This is a genomic window from Clostridium sp. AF37-5, from assembly GCF_003477605.1.
Classification (GTDB): Bacteria; Bacillota; Clostridia; order Lachnospirales; family Lachnospiraceae; genus Eubacterium_F.
On the sequence record NZ_QUDR01000007.1, the window covers coordinates 58,381 to 80,997 of the forward strand.

Annotated in this window: 24 protein-coding genes; 4 read left to right on the plus strand and 20 right to left on the minus strand. The window is 38.7% G+C overall.

All coding sequences use genetic code 11. The annotated features are described in order from the left end of the window. Nucleotide 1: 1 nt before the first annotated feature. From DW019_RS06375 to DW019_RS06395, 5 genes are all read right to left on the minus strand, one after another. A complete protein-coding gene (locus DW019_RS06375; RefSeq protein WP_118442867.1) occupies nucleotides 2-1,273 on the minus strand; it encodes an FRG domain-containing protein in 1,272 nt (423 codons plus the stop codon). Between the two features lie 281 nt (nucleotides 1,274-1,554). Continuing rightward, nucleotides 1,555-1,761 carry a hypothetical protein gene (locus tag DW019_RS06380; RefSeq protein WP_118442868.1) on the minus strand — a complete coding sequence of 69 codons (207 nt, stop codon included), beginning with the start codon at nucleotides 1,759-1,761 and terminating at the stop codon, nucleotides 1,555-1,557. After that, nucleotides 1,754-2,935, minus strand: coding sequence for a restriction endonuclease subunit S (locus DW019_RS06385; protein WP_118442869.1), 1,182 nt, complete (start codon nucleotides 2,933-2,935; stop codon nucleotides 1,754-1,756). The genes DW019_RS06380 and DW019_RS06385 overlap by 8 nt, the downstream gene beginning before the upstream one ends. 14 nt (nucleotides 2,936-2,949) lie before the next feature. After that, nucleotides 2,950-3,933 (minus strand): site-specific tyrosine recombinase/integron integrase, encoded by a 984-nt coding sequence (gene xerA, locus DW019_RS06390; protein WP_118442870.1) that lies wholly within the window; start codon nucleotides 3,931-3,933, stop codon nucleotides 2,950-2,952. Nucleotides 3,934-4,017: 84 nt separating this feature from the next. Beyond that, entirely contained in the window at nucleotides 4,018-4,209 is a 192-nt protein-coding gene (locus DW019_RS06395; RefSeq protein WP_118442871.1) for a hypothetical protein, read from the minus strand. 111 nt (nucleotides 4,210-4,320) lie between these two features. Here DW019_RS06395 and DW019_RS06400 point away from each other — a divergent pair, with 111 nt between their 5' ends. Beyond that, nucleotides 4,321-4,968 (plus strand): restriction endonuclease subunit S, encoded by a 648-nt coding sequence (locus tag DW019_RS06400; RefSeq protein WP_243024109.1) that lies wholly within the window; start codon nucleotides 4,321-4,323, stop codon nucleotides 4,966-4,968. Here the strand turns inward: DW019_RS06400 and DW019_RS06405 are convergent. From DW019_RS06405 to DW019_RS06420, 4 genes are all read right to left on the minus strand, one after another. Next, nucleotides 4,965-5,504, minus strand: a complete 540-nt coding sequence (locus DW019_RS06405; protein ID WP_118442872.1) for a restriction endonuclease subunit S — start codon at nucleotides 5,502-5,504, stop codon at nucleotides 4,965-4,967. The genes DW019_RS06400 and DW019_RS06405 overlap by 4 nt on opposite strands. Further along, a complete protein-coding gene (locus DW019_RS06410; RefSeq protein ID WP_118442873.1) occupies nucleotides 5,494-6,999 on the minus strand; it encodes a class I SAM-dependent DNA methyltransferase in 1,506 nt (501 codons plus the stop codon). Before DW019_RS06410 ends, DW019_RS06405 begins: the two co-directional genes overlap by 11 nt. 68 nt (nucleotides 7,000-7,067) lie before the next feature. Continuing rightward, a complete protein-coding gene (locus DW019_RS06415) occupies nucleotides 7,068-7,289 on the minus strand; it encodes a helix-turn-helix transcriptional regulator (protein ID WP_118442874.1) in 222 nt (73 codons plus the stop codon). Between the two features lie 142 nt (nucleotides 7,290-7,431). Further along, nucleotides 7,432-7,956, minus strand: coding sequence for a hypothetical protein (locus DW019_RS06420; RefSeq protein ID WP_243024110.1), 525 nt, complete (start codon nucleotides 7,954-7,956; stop codon nucleotides 7,432-7,434). Nucleotides 7,957-8,173: 217 nt separating this feature from the next. Here DW019_RS06420 and DW019_RS06425 point away from each other — a divergent pair, with 217 nt between their 5' ends. Next, nucleotides 8,174-8,725 carry a helix-turn-helix transcriptional regulator gene (locus tag DW019_RS06425; RefSeq protein ID WP_118442875.1) on the plus strand — a complete coding sequence of 184 codons (552 nt, stop codon included), beginning with the start codon at nucleotides 8,174-8,176 and terminating at the stop codon, nucleotides 8,723-8,725. 22 nt (nucleotides 8,726-8,747) lie between these two features. Next, nucleotides 8,748-10,310 carry a hypothetical protein gene (locus DW019_RS06430; RefSeq protein ID WP_118442876.1) on the plus strand — a complete coding sequence of 521 codons (1,563 nt, stop codon included), beginning with the start codon at nucleotides 8,748-8,750 and terminating at the stop codon, nucleotides 10,308-10,310. A 293-nt stretch (nucleotides 10,311-10,603) separates the two neighbouring features. On the opposite strand, the gene DW019_RS06435 is transcribed toward DW019_RS06430, so the two are convergent. From DW019_RS06435 to DW019_RS06470, 8 genes are all read right to left on the minus strand, one after another. Next, entirely contained in the window at nucleotides 10,604-11,101 is a 498-nt protein-coding gene (locus tag DW019_RS06435; RefSeq protein WP_009247521.1) for an aminoglycoside nucleotidyltransferase, read from the minus strand. Between the two features lie 84 nt (nucleotides 11,102-11,185). After that, nucleotides 11,186-12,730: an ATP-binding cassette domain-containing protein gene (locus tag DW019_RS06440; protein WP_009247522.1), complete on the minus strand. Its 1,545-nt coding sequence runs from the start codon at nucleotides 12,728-12,730 to the stop codon at nucleotides 11,186-11,188. 453 nt (nucleotides 12,731-13,183) lie between these two features. Next, entirely contained in the window at nucleotides 13,184-13,561 is a 378-nt protein-coding gene (locus tag DW019_RS06445; RefSeq protein WP_009247523.1) for a TnpV protein, read from the minus strand. Nucleotides 13,562-13,587: 26 nt separating this feature from the next. Then, nucleotides 13,588-14,748, minus strand: coding sequence for a plasmid recombination protein (locus DW019_RS06450; RefSeq protein WP_009247524.1), 1,161 nt, complete (start codon nucleotides 14,746-14,748; stop codon nucleotides 13,588-13,590). A 334-nt stretch (nucleotides 14,749-15,082) separates the two neighbouring features. Then, nucleotides 15,083-16,237 carry an AAA family ATPase gene (locus DW019_RS06455; protein ID WP_009247525.1) on the minus strand — a complete coding sequence of 385 codons (1,155 nt, stop codon included), beginning with the start codon at nucleotides 16,235-16,237 and terminating at the stop codon, nucleotides 15,083-15,085. After that, entirely contained in the window at nucleotides 16,227-16,562 is a 336-nt protein-coding gene (locus DW019_RS06460) for a hypothetical protein (RefSeq protein ID WP_009247526.1), read from the minus strand. Before DW019_RS06460 ends, DW019_RS06455 begins: the two co-directional genes overlap by 11 nt. Then, nucleotides 16,552-17,643 carry a site-specific integrase gene (locus DW019_RS06465; RefSeq protein ID WP_009247527.1) on the minus strand — a complete coding sequence of 364 codons (1,092 nt, stop codon included), beginning with the start codon at nucleotides 17,641-17,643 and terminating at the stop codon, nucleotides 16,552-16,554. The genes DW019_RS06460 and DW019_RS06465 overlap by 11 nt, the downstream gene beginning before the upstream one ends. Beyond that, nucleotides 17,644-17,832, minus strand: a complete 189-nt coding sequence (locus DW019_RS06470) for a transcriptional regulator (RefSeq protein ID WP_009247528.1) — start codon at nucleotides 17,830-17,832, stop codon at nucleotides 17,644-17,646. A 448-nt stretch (nucleotides 17,833-18,280) separates the two neighbouring features. Here DW019_RS06470 and DW019_RS06475 point away from each other — a divergent pair, with 448 nt between their 5' ends. After that, nucleotides 18,281-18,811: a helix-turn-helix transcriptional regulator gene (locus DW019_RS06475; RefSeq protein WP_009247529.1), complete on the plus strand. Its 531-nt coding sequence runs from the start codon at nucleotides 18,281-18,283 to the stop codon at nucleotides 18,809-18,811. 292 nt (nucleotides 18,812-19,103) lie between these two features. Here DW019_RS06475 and guaA read toward each other — a convergent pair whose 3' ends face one another. From guaA to DW019_RS06490, 3 genes are all read right to left on the minus strand, one after another. After that, nucleotides 19,104-20,648: a glutamine-hydrolyzing GMP synthase gene (gene guaA / locus DW019_RS06480; protein WP_118442877.1), complete on the minus strand. Its 1,545-nt coding sequence runs from the start codon at nucleotides 20,646-20,648 to the stop codon at nucleotides 19,104-19,106. 141 nt (nucleotides 20,649-20,789) lie between these two features. Next, nucleotides 20,790-22,001 (minus strand): HD domain-containing protein, encoded by a 1,212-nt coding sequence (locus tag DW019_RS06485; RefSeq protein WP_118442878.1) that lies wholly within the window; start codon nucleotides 21,999-22,001, stop codon nucleotides 20,790-20,792. A gap of 23 nt (nucleotides 22,002-22,024) precedes the next feature. After that, on the minus strand, nucleotides 22,025-22,606 hold the full coding sequence (locus DW019_RS06490; RefSeq protein ID WP_118442879.1) for a DUF308 domain-containing protein: 582 nt from the start codon (nucleotides 22,604-22,606) through the stop codon (nucleotides 22,025-22,027). Between the last annotated feature and the right edge of the window lie 11 nt (nucleotides 22,607-22,617).

Sequence of the window (22,617 nt, forward strand, 5' to 3'; positions counted from 1 at the left end):
TTTATTCACCTCTCTCATCCATTGCTGTAATAAAATCTTCAACCATTTGGTTTAATAATATCACAATCTGTTCTGCCTTTTGCTTTGCGACATCCCTTGATTGATATTTTTTTAAATAATATCCTGTAATAGACATATTTATTTTACTAAGTATTGGATTACGCTTATACCAATCAACAGTAAAATGTTCTTTTATTATATTTAATACCTCCTTAACATCTTCTCCAATAATCCCTTTAAATTGATCATCAAAATTGTCAAGAATGTATTGTTCCAGTTCCGATTGTTTTACACCTATCCCCTGCTTATTGCTTGCAGACTCTTCTTCATATTTTGTAAAATCTGTAACAGGATTAACCAGATTACGATTCACATATTTTATGTAACTTAGTTGATGCTCTAATTCAGGAAACAAGGTAGCCTCATTTATGTTATACAGATCCAGTTCCTTTAAAATAGTTTCTTTATTTTCTCCTGAAATATAAAAACACGTATCACTAAATTCTTCTTTTAGTTTTCCCTTCGCTTTTGATATAACGGAATTCTTGGTCTCATTCTCTTTATTAAAAGAAAATAAGCTTGTCAATAAAAATACTCCACTTTGCTTTCTCAATCTTTCATTTGTATAAGTTGGCATTACCATGTAATTATTTTGTATTATTTTTACAAACTCTCCGTATTTTACTAACCAATTATCCTTTGTTCTTTCGTCTATAATTCGGTCATGATTTAGTCTTTCAAGAACATCAGACAAAGTATTTTCTTTTTCCAAATCATAACTTGCTAAAGCAGACACGATTTGAATTTCGATATCTGTAGATTGAGATGAATAGTATTTGTCCGTATAATAAATTACTCCATATGGTTCTTTTTCCACTTCTCCATCTTCTGTAACATATTTTACCTCACCATGTTTTTTACATGCGAAGTAGAGTGCAACCAACGGATTTGTAGTCAAATCTAAAAGACGGGTACACATCCCATAATGCTGGTACTTAGTCATAATATCAAACATTGAATTCAAGTCCCTAAATTCTGTTGGTGACTTCTGCAATGGTATCTGCATCAATTTATGTTCAATGCTTAACATATCGTCTCTAAATATACTCGGCTCAATATCCCAAAATTCAGTCTCCTGACCCCTGAAATATAATTCAGTAGAAGTTCCGTCTTGAGCTTCCTTAGTCTCTTTTATCTGTCTTATCTTTTTAATAAAAGAACTAACTGAATTAATCAATGTTATATTAGATTCATCAATTTCTTTATATGCCACTTTATCTACTCCTTTGCAAACTAAACGATTATCCTTTGAAGTGTTTTGGCTAGCAGTGCACCACCTGCCAAATTAGCGCTCATAGTATATAAAATATCAGGAATTACACTTACGAATTCTTTCACTTTACTTCCCATGGCGTCATCTCCCTTCGCTTTTATCACTATCTTGACAACAGATACAGTAAATAAGACTACAAGCGATGAAATAGCAATTGGTGCAACTAACCCTTGCACTGCAAGCCAAAACACTTCAAGTATGGTAAACAATAATTTAGCGGCTTAGCCTTTAAGCTTGGCATATTGCTTTTTCCAAGCGCGTGACGGCTTTTTGCAAATACAATCTTCCGAGGAAAAGGCACAGACATTCGGTAATCCGTTATTCCCACATATATCTGGGGTATTAGCTCTGCAACCGTATGTTTGTAATTCTGTGTCTTGTGAATGTAGTGGTGCATTAAAAGGTATTGAGAGGTCTTTTTTATTCATAATCCACCTCCGATATATCAATCTCTCCACTCATAAGTTTTGGAAGAAGCGTGTCTCTTGCTTCAGCAAGTTTTTTGTTCTCTATTCGGTTTGCGATAATCAAATCATAAATTGGCTGAAGCAAATCTCCAATTCGCTTGTAGTCTGCTTCGTTGGGTATGAGAACCTCTGCTTTTGAAAGTTCATCGCGCTTGATGTGTCCCATTGTTGTAGCTTTATCAGCAGCAACGGCAATAAAGCGGTCAAGATGGTGTTTTGTCCAAGCATAATAGAACCACTTATCATACTTGTTTGATGTTACTTTAAACAAATGCTGGTTTAAACCGCAAATACCGCCACACCAAAAATCGACTAACAGACTGCCTGACCAAGAGAAAATAACATCGCCATCGCGAATGATGTACTCACTTTTAATGTTTGGAGAACACAGTTCGCTGTTATCATCACAACAGCCTTGACGAAGTTCTTTAATTTTAAGAACTGGAATGCCTGTTTCGTCAACAGTTGGACGATATTTTTGCATAGCAAGACCGTTTAGATAGTCTGCAATATCTATCAAACTGGCTTGCTTCCAACTATCTGGCAACGTTTCAAGAGTTAAAAACTCATTTGAAAAGATAGCCTGAGCTTGCAGCTCTAAATTATTGTTTATCCTCTCATTTTCTTCAATTTTATTATCAAGCGCCCCAAGAATCGACGCTATTTTTTCTTGCACCCTTTTATCACTAGGTACAAATACTATAATATTCCTCATAGTATTGGCTGATACCTCTTTAAATGTTGTTCCACTTCCCATACTTTCAATATTGTGTTTATTGTATTTGAGTAAATAATACAAAAATAGCGGATCTATGTTTTCATTTGGAATAACACTTTTGAAGCCTTGATTGGTGCATAGTTCTTTTGCCGCAATAGCAACATAACCAATTGGCGCCCTTGAAGAAAACAACACCGAATTTCTAGGAAGAAGCTGCGTTGAACAACTCCTATATCCCGTTTCCGTAATATTTCTTTCCCCCTGCTTAATATAGCGTCCACAAAATGTCGATAAATCCTTTGGTGTTATCCAAGAAATGTCCCCGTTTTCGTAATTTTCACTTTTTTTCGTTGAAGGTGTAGCTCCACCCACAACTGTACCTATATCAGAAATCTTACATTTCTTCCATTCAGCCATAATAAAAATCCTTTCTATCCAATATATTTTCGATGTGCAATCTTAACATTGCTCTGTTTAACCATTGCATATTGCAAGGTTGTATCTATTTTCCTATGTCCTAAAAGTTGCTGTAATTGCTCAATAGGCATTCCCTTATCTATTGCCATTGTTGCAAGTGTACGCCTGAATTTATGTGGATGTACCTTTCGCAACCCCAATTGTTTTCCAAATTCTCGCAGTCGAACTTCAACACCGCCTATTTTCAACCTTTCATGTGGCGATTTCAGCGAAACAAACAATGCTGGATTATTGTCTGTTCTACTCTTCAAGTAGTTCTGTAAATGTATTTTTGTTCGAGCATCAAAATAAACTACTCGTTCTTTGCTTCCTTTACCAAAAACAATACATTCTCTCTCATTAAAATCAATATCATTTCGATTAAGCAATACCATCTCACCTACACGCATTCCCGTTGAAGCAAGTATATCGATAATCGCCAAATCTCGAAGTGTTGTGCAATTATCTCGCATAAGTTCTAATGATTCATCGGAATATGTTTCCTTAATGTTTGTACCAGTTTTGACTTTATGTATACGTCTCACCGGACTTTTTAATATATAATCCTCATCCTCTAGCCATGAAAAAAAACTAGATAAAATGCGCCGGATATTATCTATCGTAACCCTGCTTGACTTCTTCTTTTCCTGATATTCCGTCAAGTAACCTCTAATATCATCTGTTACTATGTGTTTAACATCTTTTTTTAACTCATCAAGCATTGTTTCAATAGTTGCCTTGTAATATTTAAGCGATTTCTCAGAACAGCCCTCTATTCGCTTTGCGGCTAAGAACAATTCTACAAAATCCTGTTCCGAATTCTCCTCTTTATTCTGACTATCTGTTACCTCATATTTTGCAAGAGTATATCGCAAAATCTCTTGCAATTTTTCATTTTGTGCGTTATTCAGATATGGCAACATTTCTTGAACAACATCTTTGATTAAATTCTGTTTCATTGTCTTTTCTCCTTATCTTTTAGAGAACGACAATCAACGGCAGTTCTTTTATTTTTACTCCCGCCGTTGGTGGAAGATTGCCTTTTAATAAAGGTCTATCTCATCATGGTCTTCACCATCATAATGATTATAATAATGAAATCCATCTTCAAAGGGTTTACCACAATCGCAACAAACATCCCAATATCCCCATTCTGAATTCTCAGATGTCATTGCAGATGGAGTAGAACATTGACAATAACCAATTTTGTCAATAGGAATTCCTCTAAAATGCATTTTCTCACCTCCTAAGATTGACAATAACTAGCACCATAATAACTAAAATAGCAATATTGTGCTCTGTTTCACTTCATTCTTATAAACAATAATTTAGAGCAACAAATTGAGATGGTTCTGCTTAAAACCATTAATGATACCGATACTCAGCCAGTAATGCTTGGCGATTACCTTTACATCAAGGGGCGTATTGGATGGAAAGGTTTAAAAAAATCAGAGTATTTGCCAATTTCAAACTACCGTATCATCAATGGTGAGAGTCTCACTCTATCGGGCATTGACTGGAACAAAGCTGGTTACATATCCGCTGAAAGATATGAGGAATCTCCTGAAATAATGCTTAACATTGGAGATATCCTTCTTTCTAAGGATGGAACTATCGGAAAAATTGGATATGTCGATAAACTGGATGCTCCGACTAGTGTTGCATCAGGAATTTTTGTAATCAGGAACACCAGGCAATCCGAAATTTCAACACAGTTCATTTACTATTTGTTAAAGTCTAAGCTGTTTAAAGCTTTTATCGCTAGCAGGACAGAGGGAAGCGTCATTCCTCATCTTTATCAAAAGGATTTTATGGAATTTGAATTCCAACTTCCGTCACCTGATGATATGAAAATTTTTGATGATACTACAGCCGATATGTTTTCCTTGGTGTTTTCAAATCTTAATGAAAATGAAAGGCTCATTCATTTAAGAGATTCATTGTTGCCAAAGCTCATGTCTGGTGAACTTGATGTCTCTGATACAGACATCTAAACCGCTAAATTATTGTTTATCTCATTATTAAGCTTTATCTTATCATCAAAAGTCTTTAACAATCCTCCTATCTTTCTTTGTTCCTCAATAGGTGGCAATTCAATATCTAAATTGGCAACAACATCAGTCTGAACTCTTTGGCGACCAGATGAACCAACCATGGATTTAATCGCCGGATTGCGAACCAACGGGCTAGATATCAAATAGTACAAAAAATCAGCATCACTTACACCATCAATAGCTCGAAAGACAATGTATTCCGTTGATCCAAAACCTATTTCATCAGTATTCAAAACTGAAACTTTTGCAATTTTTCCGTTTTCAAGACAAGGAGTAATTCTTGCCATAATCGTATCATCATTTCTAAATTTTGTGCCACCCTTATATTCCCCAAGCACAAATTCTGGAACATCTCTACAAAAAGGCTGCAATTTATCCATTGGCACTTTCTTTGCAACAACGCCCTTACCTATACTCTCTCTTGGATTAATATAAGCGATTTCTGATAGTTTTTTCGTAGTCCAATTAAACTTCATGCCCAATCGCCCCCAGTTTCTTACGAATTTCTTCTTCCAACTCATGAGACTTTGCAAACATATCTGAAAGCTCTGATGTAAGGCGTGTCATTTTTTCTTCAAATGGTTCTCCGTCGTCTGGGGCTTCTTCAATACCAACATATCTACCCGGTGTCAGAATAAAGTCCTGCTTTTCGATTTCTTTAATGTCTGCTACAACACAGAATCCTTTCACATCTTCAAGCGTACCATCTTGAAATGATGTAAATGTATCAGACAACTTCTGAATATCTTCATCAGTAAAATCTCTATGCTTGCGGTCAACCATATAACCCATCTTGCGTGCATCTATAAATAAGGTTTTGCCTTTCTGCTTTTTGTTCTTAGAAATAAACCAAAGTGTAACCGGAATTGTAACGCTGTAAAATAACTGCGTAGGCAATGCAACGATACCCTCTACAAGGTCAGCCTGAATAATATTCTTTCTGATTTCTCCCTCGCCGCTGGATTGAGAGGACAACGCACCATTAGCAAGTACAAGACCAATTTTCCCATTCGGTGCAAGATGATGTATCATATGCTGAATCCACGCATAGTTAGCATTTCCTGCTGGTGGAGTTCCATATTTCCATCTAAGATCATCTTTTAGCTTATCTTGTCCCCAGTTTGAAAGATTGAATGGCGGATTTGCCATAATAAAATCAGCTTTAAGCGTTTTATGTAAATCATTGAAAAAAGTATCTGCCTGATAAGGTCCAAAATCTGCGTCGATACCGCGAATAGCCATATTCATTTTTGCCATCTTCCAAGTATCAGCGTTAGACTCCTGACCATAAACAGCGATTTCTCCACGCTTTCCACTGTGTGCCTGAATAAATTTTGCACTCTGAACAAACATACCACCAGAACCACAACATGGGTCATATACACGACAGTTTTTGAATGGTTTCAAAATAGCAACGATTGTTTTAACGATACTTGCAGGAGTATAGAACTCGCCACCTTTAACACCCTCGTATGCTGCAAACTGCTGAATACAATACTCGTATGTTCTGCCAAGAAGGTCTTTGCTTTCTTCTGTATCGCCCATATCCATATTGGTGAAAAGATCAACAACCTCACCTAATACTCGCTTATCCAAATCTAGACTTGCATAATTCTTTGGCAGCACATTTTTAAGAGTTATATTTTCCTTTTCAATAGCTCTCATTGCATCATCGATAACAGTACCAATTTCTGGCGTATGTGCCGCAGAAGCAATCTTGCTCCAACGGGCTTCCTCTGGTACAAAGAAAATATTATCTTCTGCATATGCATCCTTATCACCCTCAAAACCATCACCCTCTTCAACAAGCTGTTGATATCGTTTTTCAAACGCACTTGATATATAACGCAGAAAAATAAGTCCTACGATAACCTTTCTGTATTCTGCTGCTGGAATGTGTCCCCAAAGGACACAAGCTGCATCCCATATTTGTTTTTCAAAGCCAATGTTAGCATTATTTTGAACTACCATTTATAAATTCCTTTCTATTAGTAACTTGCTATAATTATCTGCACACACTTCTTCATTTTGCAATATAACTATCGTTCTATCTCCACAATATCATCAAAGCCACATTTCAATTCAACACAAACACATATACTTGCCAGAATATCTAACGATACTTGTTGATCATTGTTGATTTTAGTAAACGTACTTGGTGCTATCTGTGTTTTCTTTCTCAATTCAGTTTTTGTCATATCCCTATCAATCAACATCTTCCATAAAGGTTTATAAGTTATTTTTACTTGATTTTCTGACATGTTGTTTTCTCCGATTATCACGTCAAATAGTCCTTTTATCTTGATTTTTATTATATCATCAGTTTTTCGCTTATGCAATTACAAATTTTGAGTTCTCGAAATCACGCATATGGTTATTTGCGGAAAAAATTGAGTAGAGGAATTATCTTCCTTTACCCCTATTCCACATCTTATCTTTATCCTTTTCTTTATTTGTATCTCTACCGACACTCTCATCATAAATTTTCTGAAACTCCTCATAAAGCTCATCTCCATCTTGTTTTATCTCCAGCCTTTTCATTACATCCGAGAACAACCTTATGCTTCCACTAACATCAGCAATATCAAATCCGAATATATCTGCCTTAACAGAACCACCAAGTTCTGATATTCTCCTGACAATCCAGCCACCTTTGTATACAGGTTCAGTTTCTTTAGTTTCCACAAATTCATTTTTATCTGTTACATCAGTTATACTTTCGCCCACTCTTGTCACATTCACATCAGACGAATTATGAATCTCTGGTATTCGAATGCCATCTAAATCAGTCTGTTGTTTTCTCGCACTATCAGCTTGCTCCTTCTGTCTGCCTATTTCATTCTGATTATTGTCAGACTTCATTCCTGTAACACTTATATCCGGCTCAACAACCGCTTCCGCTGTTCTCTCCATTCCTATGAATGTCACAGCAAATGCCTGTTAGCTTTCTGATACCGCTCATTCAGTTGTTTTCAATACTATATCGTATAGATAAATGAATTATGATTATTCTATATCCTATGGTATTGAATTGTCAAGAACTTTTTCTAATGTTCTCGTATAGAAAAAGTTCCCTTTTCATTTTTTTCGTGTTATACTGTGTTCAACAGTCCATACAGGATCACAAAATGGAGGTGACTACACTATGACAATAGGTGAAAGAATAAAGAAAATACGGGTGTTCCGTAAAATGACAATGGATGATCTAGGCGGTGCTCTTGGCTTTGAAGGAAAAAATATGTCAGTCCGTATATCACAATACGAAACTGGTGCACGTATTCCCGGCGAAGATATGATTCAAAAGCTCGCCGATGCACTGCACTGCAATTACAAAGCTATTTCTGATTATAGCCTTGGTGCTGCAGAGGATATCATTGAAACACTTTTCTGGCTTGAAGAAAGTGCAGCTTCACTTCCAGCAAGAGGAAAAGGCACCAGATTTCCTGAGTACACTGCTCCCGGCAATCTGATTCACTTAACTGCAATGATTCCGTCAAAGCCATCTGAAACAGCCAGACCAACTTATAACGAAGATGATTATGACTGTGCAGGTGCACCTGTTGCATTAACTTTTGAATATGGATTGGTAAATGATTTCCTTTCGGAATGGTGTGAAATGAAAACGAAATTAAATAACGGAGAGATTTCTCCAAATGAATATTTTGAGTGGAAAATCACATGGCCGCATGGCAAATAGAAATAAGAATAGGAGAATTATTATGATACGTGATATGGAATTACTACTTAATACTGTATATGACGACGAAATCAAATCCTACTTACGCGAAGCTCTTAATTGCTATTCTGCAGAAGCTTATCGTGCTTGCGTAATAATGTCAATAATTGGAGGGATTCATGATTTACACAATAAACTCAAAATTTTGGCACCAAGTAATCATGACATTGCCGACCTTGAAAAAAAAGTATCCGATTCAAAAGAAAAACTAAATCCATACGAGAGACTTTTAGTTGATGGCTGTGCTAGATCAGACATAGATTTATTAACACCATCTGAGGCAAAAGAGATTAATAGATGTTTTGATATTCGTAATGACTGTGCTCATCCTAGTGATTATAATTGTACTGCTGAAACAGCACGTTATGTTTATTCTACTATCATTGATATTTTGGCTTCAAAACCAATCTTACTAGGGCAGCAATATATTACTACTATTTATAACAATATAATTTCTGATACCTTTTTTCCTAGAATTGACAAGACCGAAATACAATCTTTTGTCAACAAACAGCTTCAATCTTGTAGCAAACGAATTATTGCTCCACTTGCTCAAAAAATAGTCAAAGGAATTATGGAGGAATCATCCCATACAAATAACAACAAACTATTTTTTCTAGCAAATATGTCAACAGAACTCAATAATAATTTTGATAGAATCATTCAACCACTCTTATTGGACTCAAAATTTCATTCATCCATAATGATAATGCTATCATCCAATGTCAATATAATAAACGTTTTATCGGATGAAAATATCAAACGTATCTTGCATATATTTAAATCATATGTTAAAGAAGACCAAAACTATAACCAAACTATAATAGATGTTTTGCAAAACGCAAAACTTTCAGATGCATCATACAATAATAACATTGTCGAATTATTAAATTTCAGCTATGATAAAATGACAGATAATCAGATTGACTTATGGATAAAAATTGTTACTAATAACACTTATAATCAACAACGACTATCTCAAATAAAGTCAGATTATATCTCACATATTTTAGATAAAACAACTTTTTCAAGCCAAAGATTTCAAGAGATATTTATATTATGCAACAATAAAGATTTGTTTTCTTCATTAATCAAAAACATATCTGAAAAAGTTGCTGATTATGATTACACAATAAGTAACCCTGCTGTTTTGCAATTAAAGGAACTAAATGAAAATTTTATAACTTCTCTGTCAATTAAAGATGTAGACAATATCATATATAGTATCTTAGCAGGTAATCAAGGATATGGACGTGAGGTAGCTGCTTTACTTGATAGTATATATGACAAACCATTTTACAAACGTTATATTAATGAAACTGTTCCTAGTTTCAATTATGATGAATTATTAGAAATGGAAAGTTATAATTTAACTGATTATACATTATATAAATTTGTAACCATAATAACCCAAAATGCCCCTGATTTTGATAATCATTTTATATCACTTGCCAAAGATTATATTTCCAATAATTTTGATGATTATTATGCTACTATATTAACTAATACCATCAATAAGCTTGAAAATAGTGACTCTAAATCTTAGTACCAAAACGAAAAAAGAGAGCTCGCATCCCTTGATTTACAAGGGTTTGCGAGCTCTTAGAAATTATTCAAACTCTACAAAGACTAACGCTTTTTGTTTAGGAATTATTCTCTGTAATGTTTCTCGTTCTTTTGATTATTTGATATATCCATATTATCCTGCCTATACGAGCTAATGTTATCATTTTGTTATCGGCATTGATAACACCTACTCGATAACTGTGGATAATAACTATATGTAGCATGTCAAATTATAAGCTATTTTGCTTAGAGATTCAACACAAAACTGAAATTTTACTTTTCCTTATATTCATCTGGTATTGCTATTTGAAATGTTTCACACAACAGCATCACATCATGCACATCATTTTTATCGTGTTCATATCCCAAATGAAGCATTACCTGACTCAATGGTTCAATACAAGAAACAGTTATATCTCCAACTTTTCCAATACCGGAAAAAGTTTTTGATGGAAATATATCTCCCTCATAAACAATTCCGTCATCTGTAAATTCAAAACAATGTAAATCAATGATTCTTTGTTTATCATCTTTCCAGACAGTATGACCATCCGTTGTATAATCAGTATTTACTTCCTCAAATCCATGCTGCTTAATCACATAAATATAATCATGATAATGTTTCAGTTCAACAAACAAATCAATATCATTGTGTATTCTTGATTCTCTTTTAAGAAGTGCATCAACACCCCATCCGCCATCTAAATATACTTTAATTTCGTTTTGCAAAGCATATTTTATAATTTCACATGCATCTTCTGTACGTACCATAATCTATCCTCCAAATTCAAATCTTTGTATGCTTTCCAACTCACTAAAAGCCTGAAATTTGTCAGTCTTTCATCCTTTTTGTTATCAATCACCAATTAGCTGTAATCCATTAGGATTTAGCTGATATATTTTATCGCACACCTCTTCAATATACTTTCTATCGTGAGAAATGCTAATGACAGCCCCCGGAAATTCTCGGAGCATTTTTCTTATTACCGGACCGGACAATGGTGAAAAATTTCTTGTCGGTTCATCCAGAATAAGAACATTTGCACCACTTAAGCTCATCCTCAAGAGAAGCACTTTCGCCTTTTGTCCGCCTGATAACTCCCGAATCGGATGCTCCATTTCATCTGGTGTGTATTTAAGTGAACCAAGGTATGTTCTAATTCTTGTACGCTCTTCTTTATCTCCTGTTTTATCAAGGTAATCAACCGGTGTAACATCCAAATCCAGCAGGTCTTCATAAGTTTGAGGCATATATTCTGCTTTAATGTCATTCCGATTTAGGAGTTCTTCCGCTATCTTTTTTAGAAGAGTCGTTTTTCCTGCCCCGTTGGCTCCTATCATACAGATTTTTTCTGAACCTTTTATTTTTAAATGAATTCCTTCTGCTAAAATTCTTTTGCCATCCGGAGTCACAAGCTTTGAAAGTTCATATTCTATGACCGTTTTTCCTGCGGGAATGTGTGAGTTTTCATCCCCTAATTTGACAAAGATTGCTTCTTCCTGTTCCGGCATCTGAGTCATATTTTCATCTTCTTTTTCAAATCTTCGTTCCATTGCCTTAACCGTATGCATTTTGTCCTTTAAGTTTTTGGCAACAGACGGTGCTTGTCTGGTACAACTTCTTAATGCACCTTGTACACTCTGCATAACTCTTTGATATTTTTCATCGCGAATCTTTTTCTCCCTACGGTCACTCAGTGCCCGCTGTTTTTGGATTTCAAATTTATGAAGCCGTTCTTCCACATAGCGTCTATAGGGAAGCTTTGCCACGGTATATCTCGCCTTTGTTTTTCGTATAATCTGCTCGATATGTATCACCATGTTGGCAGTACGCTCTATCAGCGTTTCATCGTGTGAAATAAAAAGCACAATGTGCTTCCAGTCATTTATGATTTTTTCCAGTAATGTAAGCGTCGCAATGTCGATGTCATTGGAAGGTTCGTCCAACAACAGCACAGAAACATCGCGAATGAAAAGCCTCATAAGTTGTGTCTTGACTTTTTCGCCTCCTGAAAGACTACCCATTGTCTGGTTACTGTAGAAAAAATCATTTTTCATTCCAAATTTTCCCGCAATAACAGACAATTCTTTAGGCGTTTTCTCCCAGAATATTTCCTCTTCAGAAAAATATTCGTATATTGTTTTTTCCTTATCTTCATCGAGCATCTCCTGCGGAAGATAACCAAGACGTTCGTGTCCCATTATCCTTTCCCCATCTGCTTCTATATAGTTTTCTACAAGCGACGGATTGTATATCCACTTCATTAATGTCGATTTCCCATTTCCCTCTTCTCCAATAATAACTGCCTTATCTCCATCATTTAGCACAAGGTTGAAATCATTAAGAATTATTCTCAGGTCTTTTTTATGTGTTAAATTTAATTTTTTTATCTGCAACATTAAAGTTTCTCCTTTTCGAAGTCTGAGCCAATTATTATTTTGAACACACAAAAACGAGTCTTTTTTGCATACGCAAAAATAGACTCGCTAAATAGCCCCTTATTTCTTTTCCAAAAGGAAAACAAAGGAAATGCCTCTTGCGATAATCCAACTTAAGCGTACACAAAACAAACCTATTCTCTACAGGCTCAATAACTATATGTGTCTTACTTAAATCAAATTATCTATTAATCATTTCCTCACCTTACACAAAATGTGCCTTTCTTTCTTCTAATGGCAATACTATCATACTGTATTTTTTGTGTCAATACATTTCACCTTATGGAAGTGCAAATTAAAATTTTCACTTCCTAATTATACATCCAACCATTACGAAATTCAATCTTTCACAACCTCTTTACAACCACAACCACAGCACTCCAGCAAACGCAGGAGCACCATACCGTAAAACGCTTATGTGTAAATCAACTCCGTTCCTACAACTTCCCTCACACAAGCCTGAATATTATTCATTCTTCCAATCCATTCGTAGGGATTATCTTTCTTTAATTGTTCCGTCACATCTTGTCTGTCGGCATATTCCTTTACCAGTCGAAGAAACATATCCTCTGCTTGCTTATCGACTTCTGCAAGATAACTATGCAGCTTTCCGCTTGTCAGCAGGTTCATATATAACACTTTATAGTGTTCCTTTAAATGCCTTGCATGTCGTTTCCCCCATAAACCAATCGGCTCTATTTCTTCTTCGGCTGGTACTGTGATGTTCGGCAATAAATAATCACCCACCTGTCTATAAGTTCCGCCCATTTCTTCAAAAATTGTCTTTGTCATTTTCCTTTTCCTCCTGTGATTTTTGTCTATCGTGATCGTGTATTATCACGCTTGCGACCTTTAACTGTTCTTGCCTGCTCCAACAAATCATCTATCTGTTTGCGACCAAAAACCTTACGGAGCAGGCTGTAATCTTTATTTTCTGCTTTTAGGATTTTGTTTTCTTCGGTCAATCTTTCATTGACTTTCTCCAAACGCTGATTGGTGCGGTATAACTGTGCATTCGCTGTATTCAGCCTATGATAGTTGTCCCACCCCTCAAAGCAGCGGGCAAGCACCGTTTTGACAAGTTGCTTCAATTTCCTTACAACCGGCTCTGCCATTTTGGTTTTATATGCCTTTGCAGTCATAAATTTCTCTGGTTCTGGCAACTGATATTTCGGTGCAGTATCAAGCTCTATTTCAAGATTTGACAGCTCGTCTTTTGCCTTATCATAGTTCAATACTCGTTCCGACAACACATCAAATTCAATCTGTTTCTGCTCGATTTTCGCACCTAATGCCGCCACTTCTTTTTCTCTTTCCTGCTTTTTATAATCCAAAACAGAAAGATGTTTTTCGTGTGTGCCTAAATGTTCCCACTCAATCCCATAACGTTCCATCACCGCCGCAAGCTGTTCTTTTTCGGACTGTATCCATTGCGACCACTCCGTATCGCCACGACTGCCGCCCTTAAAACCTTGCGTTGCAAGAGCCTGCTTTAGTGACACTCTTGTATCAAGTCCACGCTTGCTGCCTGTGGTAAAAGGTACAAAATCTATGTGCAGATGTGGTGTAGCTTCATCCATATGCAGATGAGCCGAGAACACCCGAAGCTGTGGATTTCGCTCCTGAAAACCCTGATAGTATTCATCTAAAATCTGCTTTGCCAGTTCTCCGTTTTCCGTATCGGCGTTCATATTTCCCTTACCGCCCACCTGTAAAATGATTTCGTGGAACGGTTTTTCCTGCTTGGAACTTCGGATTTTTTCATAATAATCTTTTATCTTTCGGTCTGACCTTATCTGCTTGGCATTGTATCTTTCCAATGCTTCATCAAACAATTCGTGATAAACTGTCTTTATATTTTCATTGCAGTAGTCGATATTGAGATGAGTACGAGTTCCGTCTACATTTTCTGCTCGGAACTTTCGGCTATTGTGATTGACCGAGCCTTTACCGACCATTGCACTTATCGTTCTCTGCATTTTTTCATCTCCCATCTGTAAATTTCAACATTCTCAGGTTTTGTTACTTTTGTCAAAAGTAACGCAAAAGCACTTTTGACGGGTACACCCATCAAAAATGCGACCTGTAAACAGGTTTTGCGTTCTCCGAAGGCTCTCCGAGGGGTGAGCGTGTGCCGGTGGCACACACGCCTGCGAACCGACCGAGCCAGCAGGCGAGACCAAAGAGCCGCCTTTGAAAAGGCACTCTCTGCACACTCCCCTAAACTTTATCCGGTGTCAAAGTGTGACGATGGTGACAATGTTTTTCACAGCGTGCTGCTCTCAAAAACATTGACACCTTTGACACCGTTTGTCACGCCGTCTGCTCGGTTTCTTTCCAAAGTGAAACCTTTCTTCCGTCGTGTGTGCGGCTGTTCTGATAACGGATACCGTAATCACGAAACAGCCTGCTTGCGTTGATACTGAGCCTTAAAGAAAGTACATTCGGCTTTATATCCACCGCAAGCCTTTCGCAAAGTTCCGAAGCAGTTCCTTCCCATCTGTCACTTTCCGAAAAGAGCGTATCCGCTATCTTCTCAAGCAGAGGTTCGGGCGGTTCTTTCCACATCTCCGTTTCCGATTTTGCAAAGTTCCACACCAATCGCTCGCTGTCCCTTACAAGATGGATTTTCATATCCTGCTGGTCTCTGCCAGCAACATCAAGTGTGGCATTGTTGGAAGTACGCTTGTCCTTACTGAGAACAAATGCACCGTCTGCCGCACCCATCAGACCATTCGTGCCTGAAATCATATCGAATATATCTTCCGATTTTTGTTTGCGTGTATGATGAACAATAAGCATTGAAACCTTGTAACTGTCTGCCAACGCTTTCAGCCTTGCCACAACATCATAATCACTTGCGTAGCTGTAATCTGCTCCGCCTGCTTCACGCACACGCTTTAAGGTGTCTATGATAATCAAGCCTGTGTCTGGGTGTTCCCTCATAAACCCTCTTATCTGTTCTTCCAGTCCGCCATTGACCGTTTTACATTCCGTTGCGAAATACAGATTGCCTGTCTCCTTTGCACCGAACATCTGAAACAATCGCTTCTGCAAACGTGGGTAATCATCTTCAAGGGCAAAATAAAGCACCGTTGCCTTACGCACCTTATACTCCCAAAGCGGTGTGCCTGTGCTGATATGATAGGCAAGCTGTGCCATCATAAAGCTCTTTCCCACTTTCGGGGAACCTACGAAAAGGTAAGTTCCCCTTTGGAGCAGACCGTCGATAAGTGGTGTCTGAACCTCAAACACCGTATCATACAGCGTTGTCATTGATACTGTTTTCAGATAGGAAGGGTCTAACTGTCTGAGTATTTCCCTTTGCATTTCTTCAAAAGATTGCTCGTACCCCTTGAAATCCGTATCCTGATTGACTATACTATTGTCAGTACATTTGGAAAGTGACTGTTCCGCATCTGTTGCCGCAGATACATTTGGAATAGTCATTTCTTTTTTATTCTCCATTCGCATCCTCTCCTTTCAAACCGCCGAGAATAATGGAAATCAGTTCTATTACACTCAGCAGTTCATCATCCACACCTTTTCCTGCTTCAATCCTTTTCAGTTCCGCAAGGACTGTGGCAAATTCCGTTTTCAACGCCTTATACACTCTCGGATTGCCCTGTACCACCACATCCTGATTTAAGCAACGGCGGTAACAATACTCCTGTTTTGGCAATCCTGATAGAGCTACAGCTCTGTTAATGAGTTCGTTTTCTTCGGGCGATACTCGAAACCCTACTGTGATATTCCTCCAACGATTTTTGTTATCTCTGTTCTTAGCTGACATTTTCAAAATCTCCTTTCCCTAAATCATCTAATTTTTCTGCCATCTCAATCTGCTTTGACGGAAAGAGGTGTGCGTACTGATAAGTAATATCAATACTTTCGTGACCAACTCGGTCAGCAATCGCCACCGCAGAAAAGCCCATATCAATCAAGAGTGAAATGTGGCTGTGACGGAGATCGTGAATGCGGATACGCTTCACGCCTGCCGCCTTTGCCCCTCTGTCCATCTCGTGATGAAGATAGCTTTTCGTCACCGTAAAGATACGGTCTTTCTTCTTCAATCCGTAAAGCATACCGAGATATTCTTTCATTTCCTCACACAGAAACTTCGGCATTTTAATCGTGCGGTTGCTCTTTTTCGTTTTCGGAGAAGTAATCACATCCTGCCCTTTCAAACGCTGATAGGATTTATTGATTGTGACTGTTTCCTTATCAAAGTTGAAATCTGCCGGAGTCAAAGCTAACAGCTCGCCCTCTCGGATACCGCACCAGTAAAGCATTTCAAACGCATAAAAGGAAACAGGCTTGTCCATCATCTCAAAAGAGAATTTCTTGTATTCTTCCTTTGTCCAGAACAGCATTTCCTTGTGTTCCTCACGTCCCATATTTCCCACCTTTGCCGCAGGATTGGAACGCAGTTCATAGTAGCGGACAGCGTGATTGAAAATGGCGGACAACTGATTGTGCAGCGTTTTCAGATACGTCTGTGAATAAGGCTTTTTCTTCTCATCACGATAGGCAAGCATTTCATTCTGCCAAGTAATAATCTCCTTTGTGGAAATCTCGCTGATTTTCAGTTTCCCGAAATACGGAAGTATCTTTGTGCGTATGATATGCTCTTTGGTAAGCCACGTGTTTTCCTTCAAACGGTTCTTCACATCATTGATATAAAGCTCCGTAAAGGCTTCAAAACTCATATCAAGGTCTGAAGAAGTCTGCAATTTGAACATTCTTTCCCATTCCTGTGCTTCTCGTTTGGTAGCAAAGCCACGCTTGCATTTCTGCTTGCGTTCCCCTTTCCAGTTCACATACCTTGCCATCACATACCAAGTACCGTTATCTTCATTCTTAAATACCGGCATTTACATTTCCCCCTTTCCTGCTCCGTAGAGCCTTTCGTAAAAATACTGGCGATTTACACGCCCTGCAATCGTAATAAAGCCCTTTGCTTTCAATTCCTCATTTAATTGTCTGATGAGTTTATATGCATAAGGTTTTGATACGTTTAGTTCCTGAGCCACATCTTCGGCTCGGATAAATCTGTTTTCCATATCCTTTTTCTTCCTTTCTTAAAATAATTTTTTGCTTGCCGCTTTCTCCGTGTTAAAGTTCCAACAGGCACTCCTGCTTGTCGGCAGGCGCTGTGCTGTCCCAATGCACCGCAGTACATCAGGCGCTCGCTCGTATAGGGGTTCCCGAAAAGTCGGAGACTTTTGGGGAAGAGGAGGAGCAGTGCAGCGAATGAGCTTTTGTGCTTGCACACAAGCGAACGATACGGAACTTGCTCCGACGAGGTCTTGGCGGTTTGGCTTTTCGGACGGTCATTCAGTTGTCGCATTAAGCATATTTGTTTAATTCGTAATTTATTTTACTAAACATATTTGCTATTGTCAAGTGGTTGCAAAGAAAATATTAAACATTTTTGTTTCGGTTTTTCTTGACTTCCACTAAACATTTCTGCTATACTTATTTCACTAAATATAAAAGGAGCGTATCATTATGGCTATCAGCGAAAGAATACATTTTTTCAGACTAATGCGTGGTATGACACAAAAGTATCTCGGTACAGCAATCGGTTTTCCAGAAAAGAGTGCTGATGTGCGTTTGGCACAGTACGAAACTGGTACACGCAAACCGAAAGCAGACCTTACAAATGCATTGGCACAGGTGCTTGATGTTTCTCCACAGGCTCTTGATGTTCCTGACATAGACAGCTATATCGGTCTTATGCACACTCTGTTTACCCTTGAAGATATTTACGGTCTTACTGTCAGTGAAGCAGACGGAGAGGTATGCTTAAAGGTCAACAAGGACAAAGGCAGAGAAGCATATGAACTCCTCAAAATGCTGTATGCTTGGAAAGAACAGGCAGACAAGCTATCTTCCGAAGAAATCAACAGAGAAGAATACGATAACTGGCGTTACCATTATCCAGAGTTCGACACCACACAGCGTTGGGCAAAAGTTCCATCACAGGAATTAAGTGACGCTCTCGTGGAAGCATTCAAAGACCACTTGAAAGATAAATAAGCACCTACAGGACCTGCCACTGGCAGCTCCCTACAGATGCTTTGGCAACGACAAAAAAGCCCTTAACTATGGTTATTAACCACAGCTAAGGGCTTAGTTTATAATATGGAATTTGTTCAGAGCCAAGCTCCGAACTTTAGTCTGCAAGCCACCTGTTAATTGTTCCGTTACCCATAAACCACTGGATAACAAGAATAATGGCACTTGCTATGACTGTTATCAATTTGTTATCAAAAGACTAATCGAAATCGCTGAAACCCGCATAAACACTGGCTTTTTTAAGCAACTCGATTTATTCAAACTCAATCGTTCCAGGCGGCTTACTCGTCAAATCATAGAATACCCGGTTGACTCCCTTAACCTCATTTATGATTCTCGTCATTACAGTCTGCAGCACCTCAAACGGAATATCTGCGCTTTCTGCGGTCATGAAATCAATGGTCTTCACAGCACGAAGTGCAACGGCATAATCGTACGTTCTCTCATCGCCCATAACGCCGACGCTGCGCATGTTTGTGAGGGCGGCAAAATACTGGTTGATGTCGCGGTCGAGACCGGCTTTTGCAATTTCTTCACGGTAAATCGCGTCTGCATCCTGCACGATGCGGACTTTTTCGGCGGTTACCTCGCCGATGATACGAATTCCAAGTCCAGGACCTGGGAATGGCTGACGGAATACAAGGTATTCCGGAATGCCGAGTTCGAGACCGACTTTGCGGACCTCATCTTTGAAAAGGTCACGGAGAGGCTCGATAATTTCTTTGAAATCAACGTAATCTGGGAGGCCTCCGACGTTGTGGTGGCTCTTGATGACAGCGGATTCACCGCCTAAGCCGCTTTCTACAACATCCGGGTAAATGGTTCCCTGTACGAGGAAATCAACAGCGCCTACTTTTTTTGCTTCCTGTTCGAAAACGCGAATAAATTCTTCGCCGATAATTTTTCTCTTTTTCTCCGGTTCTTCGACACCGGCTAATTTTTCATAAAAACGCTCCTGCGCATTGACGCGGATGAAATTCAAATCATAGTCGCCGTCCGGACCGAATACCGCTTCTACCTCATCGCCTTCATTTTTACGGAGAAGTCCCTGGTCTACAAAGACGCAGGTGAGCTGGTCGCCAATGGCTCTGGAAAGAAGCACGGCTGCAACCGAGCTGTCAACACCACCGGAAAGAGCGCAGAGCACGCGGCCATTGCCGACTTTCTCACGGATTGCCTTAATCTGATGCTCAACAAACGAATCCATGCGCCAGTCACCGGAACAATGACATACATTGTAAACAAAGTTGGAAAGCATTTTCGTTCCCTCTTTGGTGTGAAGCACTTCCGGATGGAACTGAATGGCGTACAGTTTCTCCGATGGATTTTCAGCGGCTGCCACCGGACAATCTGCCGTATGTGCACAGATATCAAATCCCGGTGCCACCTTGGAAATATAATCAAAATGACTCATCCAGCATACGGTGTCTTCGCTGACATCCGTAAACAATGCTGAATTGGTATTTACATGAACGTCGGTTTTTCCGTACTCACGAACCGGTGCTTTCTCCACCGTTCCACCAAGCACGTGCATCATCAACTGAGCACCGTAGCAAAGGCCGAGTACCGGAATACCCATTTCAAATAATGCTTTATCATAAGAAGGAGCACCATCCTCATAGCAGCTGTTTGGTCCGCCGGTCAAAATAATGCCCTTTGGATTCATTTCCTTTATTTTTGCTAAATCCGTTTTATACGAATAAATTTCACAATATACATTGCATTCACGGACTCTGCGCGCAACTAACTGGTTATACTGACCGCCAAAGTCCAATACGATGACTAATTCCTTATTCAAAATTAGTTTCCTCCTTCTTCATTTGATTCTAATAATATTGTGTAAAAGCCTTTTCGTGCGGGCACGAACGCCTTTTGTACTTTTTACCCTAGTATCTAACACATTTTATCACGAAACATCCTATGGGGTCAATGAAAACTCCTACAAATCAAAATACCCGACAAATTTGACATCGTGCTTTCCTTTCGGGAACAAATAATGGTAAAGTGCAATAAAATAATCATCTGTCATGCTGGCAAGATAATCGACGACAAGCTGATTTTTCTCCTGCTCGGCATACGGCTTTCTGACATGGGATTTGATATAAAAATTATTTTTCTCCATGTATGCCATGTGATGGCGGTAAAAAACAGAAGATTTGTCTCCGCTTTCTGCCTGACGCAAAAGTTCCTCATACAATTCACCAAACATTGGGCGGATTTCATTTTCATATAAATCGTTAAGCGACTTATTGTTATAAATCATTTCATAGTTTTCTTTTTTCGCCTGCCGCAAAGCGTCAAAATATTCTTCATCCATTTTCAAATAATCTTTGCCATAACTGTTTTCGATGATATTGACACTGAAATTATTGATAATTTCACCGTTGCTGGTGCCAATCGCCCCGGCGGTAAATGGTGATTCTTTTAATAAATTCAGGCGCATTGCGTCCTGTCTGTCTTTGCCAAGATAGGCAATAATATCGCAGATACGCATCACACAGCCCTCTAACGTGCACGGAATCAACTCGCCGATTGCATTCTCATCGACATAGCACGCTTCCACCTTTTTGTCGTATTCTACAAATGTAGACATGTTGCATGGACGATACTCTTTTAGTTCTAACTCACCATTGTGACAAAGAATTCCGTCTAAGGTCTGCAAACTGATATTCCAGTTCACCATATCGTCCAGCACGCGGACGCTATGTACATTATGATTAAAATAACGACCGGTATGCTCCTGATACAGACTGCTCAGAATCCGCTCGCCGGCATGGCCAAACGGCGTATGACCGATATCATGTCCAAGAGAAATGGCTTCAATCAAACTTTCATTGAGGCCTAACACACTGCCGATATTTCTTGCGATTCGTGACACGAGCTGAACATGCAGGGCACGCCTTGAAATGTCATCATTCTGGTAAAAAGAAAATACCTGCGTCTTATCCGAATAACGGTTGTAATACGGCACATGCATAATTTTCTCCACATCCCGCACAAATGCCGGACGCCACAAATTCGCCTTATCGTGGTCCATGCGTCGTCTCACAATTTTCTCATCCGGAAATGCATACGGATTTATCTTATGTTTCTCCCTGTCCTCTAAAATCCGCTCCTGCAATTCCTTCGATAATGAATGATACTGCGCCATAATTCCCTCCATTTTTCATTTCTTTATTCTTCCGAATCGTCCTCCGCCACAACGATTTCCGTCTTTAACCGGCTCAACCGTCTAGATATCGAAATCGTCACATACAAGTCCGTGATACCGCTGTAGACCAGTGCAATTCCGAGACACATAATCAAAATCTGCGCTGCCTCAAACGGATTCATCAAAAGCACAATTCCGGCAACAATATTTACAATTGCCATCGCAAACGCCACGTGCCACGTACCATGTCCGAGGCGAAGCATATCGACCGAATTCTGCATTTTCATAATACCGCTCATCGTTACCAGAAAACCAAGCACCGCCGGAATCAAATCCGTCAGTTTGTCCACTTTCACAATCACGAGAATTCCACCAAGGATTGCACACAACCCCACGACAAGATCATAGCGGTAAATAATTCCACTGATATCTTTTCGAAGATAATTAATAAGGGAAACCACTCCTAATGTCAAAAGCATCGCCGCCAGCAGATAGCAAATCGTTTTCATCGTTGCCCCCGGCCAGAGAATCAAGACAATACCAAGTGCAATAAAAATTACTGCGAGCAAAATCAAATTCCATTTCAACTGTTTTAATAAACTCATAATCACCCTCC

Bases quoted from the DNA above. Each gene is read 5' to 3' on its own strand.
- DW019_RS06380 (WP_118442868.1), bottom strand. From the start codon at position 1,761: ATGAATAAAAAAGACCTCTCAATACCTTTTAATGCACCACTACATTCA.
- DW019_RS06385 (WP_118442869.1), bottom strand. From the start codon at position 2,935: ATGGCTGAATGGAAGAAATGTAAGATTTCTGATATAGGTACAGTTGTG.
- xerA (WP_118442870.1), bottom strand. From the start codon at position 3,933: ATGAAACAGAATTTAATCAAAGATGTTGTTCAAGAAATGTTGCCATAT.
- DW019_RS06395 (WP_118442871.1), bottom strand. From the start codon at position 4,209: ATGCATTTTAGAGGAATTCCTATTGACAAAATTGGTTATTGTCAATGT.
- DW019_RS06400 (WP_243024109.1), top strand. From the start codon at position 4,321: ATGGTTCTGCTTAAAACCATTAATGATACCGATACTCAGCCAGTAATG.
- DW019_RS06405 (WP_118442872.1), bottom strand. From the start codon at position 5,504: ATGAAGTTTAATTGGACTACGAAAAAACTATCAGAAATCGCTTATATT.
- DW019_RS06410 (WP_118442873.1), bottom strand. From the start codon at position 6,999: ATGGTAGTTCAAAATAATGCTAACATTGGCTTTGAAAAACAAATATGG.
- DW019_RS06415 (WP_118442874.1), bottom strand. From the start codon at position 7,289: ATGTCAGAAAATCAAGTAAAAATAACTTATAAACCTTTATGGAAGATG.
- DW019_RS06425 (WP_118442875.1), top strand. From the start codon at position 8,174: ATGACAATAGGTGAAAGAATAAAGAAAATACGGGTGTTCCGTAAAATG.
- DW019_RS06430 (WP_118442876.1), top strand. From the start codon at position 8,748: ATGATACGTGATATGGAATTACTACTTAATACTGTATATGACGACGAA.
- DW019_RS06435 (WP_009247521.1), bottom strand. From the start codon at position 11,101: ATGGTACGTACAGAAGATGCATGTGAAATTATAAAATATGCTTTGCAA.
- DW019_RS06440 (WP_009247522.1), bottom strand. From the start codon at position 12,730: ATGTTGCAGATAAAAAAATTAAATTTAACACATAAAAAAGACCTGAGA.
- DW019_RS06445 (WP_009247523.1), bottom strand. From the start codon at position 13,561: ATGACAAAGACAATTTTTGAAGAAATGGGCGGAACTTATAGACAGGTG.
- DW019_RS06450 (WP_009247524.1), bottom strand. From the start codon at position 14,748: ATGCAGAGAACGATAAGTGCAATGGTCGGTAAAGGCTCGGTCAATCAC.
- DW019_RS06455 (WP_009247525.1), bottom strand. From the start codon at position 16,237: ATGGAGAATAAAAAAGAAATGACTATTCCAAATGTATCTGCGGCAACA.
- DW019_RS06460 (WP_009247526.1), bottom strand. From the start codon at position 16,562: ATGTCAGCTAAGAACAGAGATAACAAAAATCGTTGGAGGAATATCACA.
- DW019_RS06465 (WP_009247527.1), bottom strand. From the start codon at position 17,643: ATGCCGGTATTTAAGAATGAAGATAACGGTACTTGGTATGTGATGGCA.
- DW019_RS06470 (WP_009247528.1), bottom strand. From the start codon at position 17,832: ATGGAAAACAGATTTATCCGAGCCGAAGATGTGGCTCAGGAACTAAAC.
- DW019_RS06475 (WP_009247529.1), top strand. From the start codon at position 18,281: ATGGCTATCAGCGAAAGAATACATTTTTTCAGACTAATGCGTGGTATG.
- DW019_RS06485 (WP_118442878.1), bottom strand. From the start codon at position 22,001: ATGGCGCAGTATCATTCATTATCGAAGGAATTGCAGGAGCGGATTTTA.
- DW019_RS06490 (WP_118442879.1), bottom strand. From the start codon at position 22,606: ATGAGTTTATTAAAACAGTTGAAATGGAATTTGATTTTGCTCGCAGTA.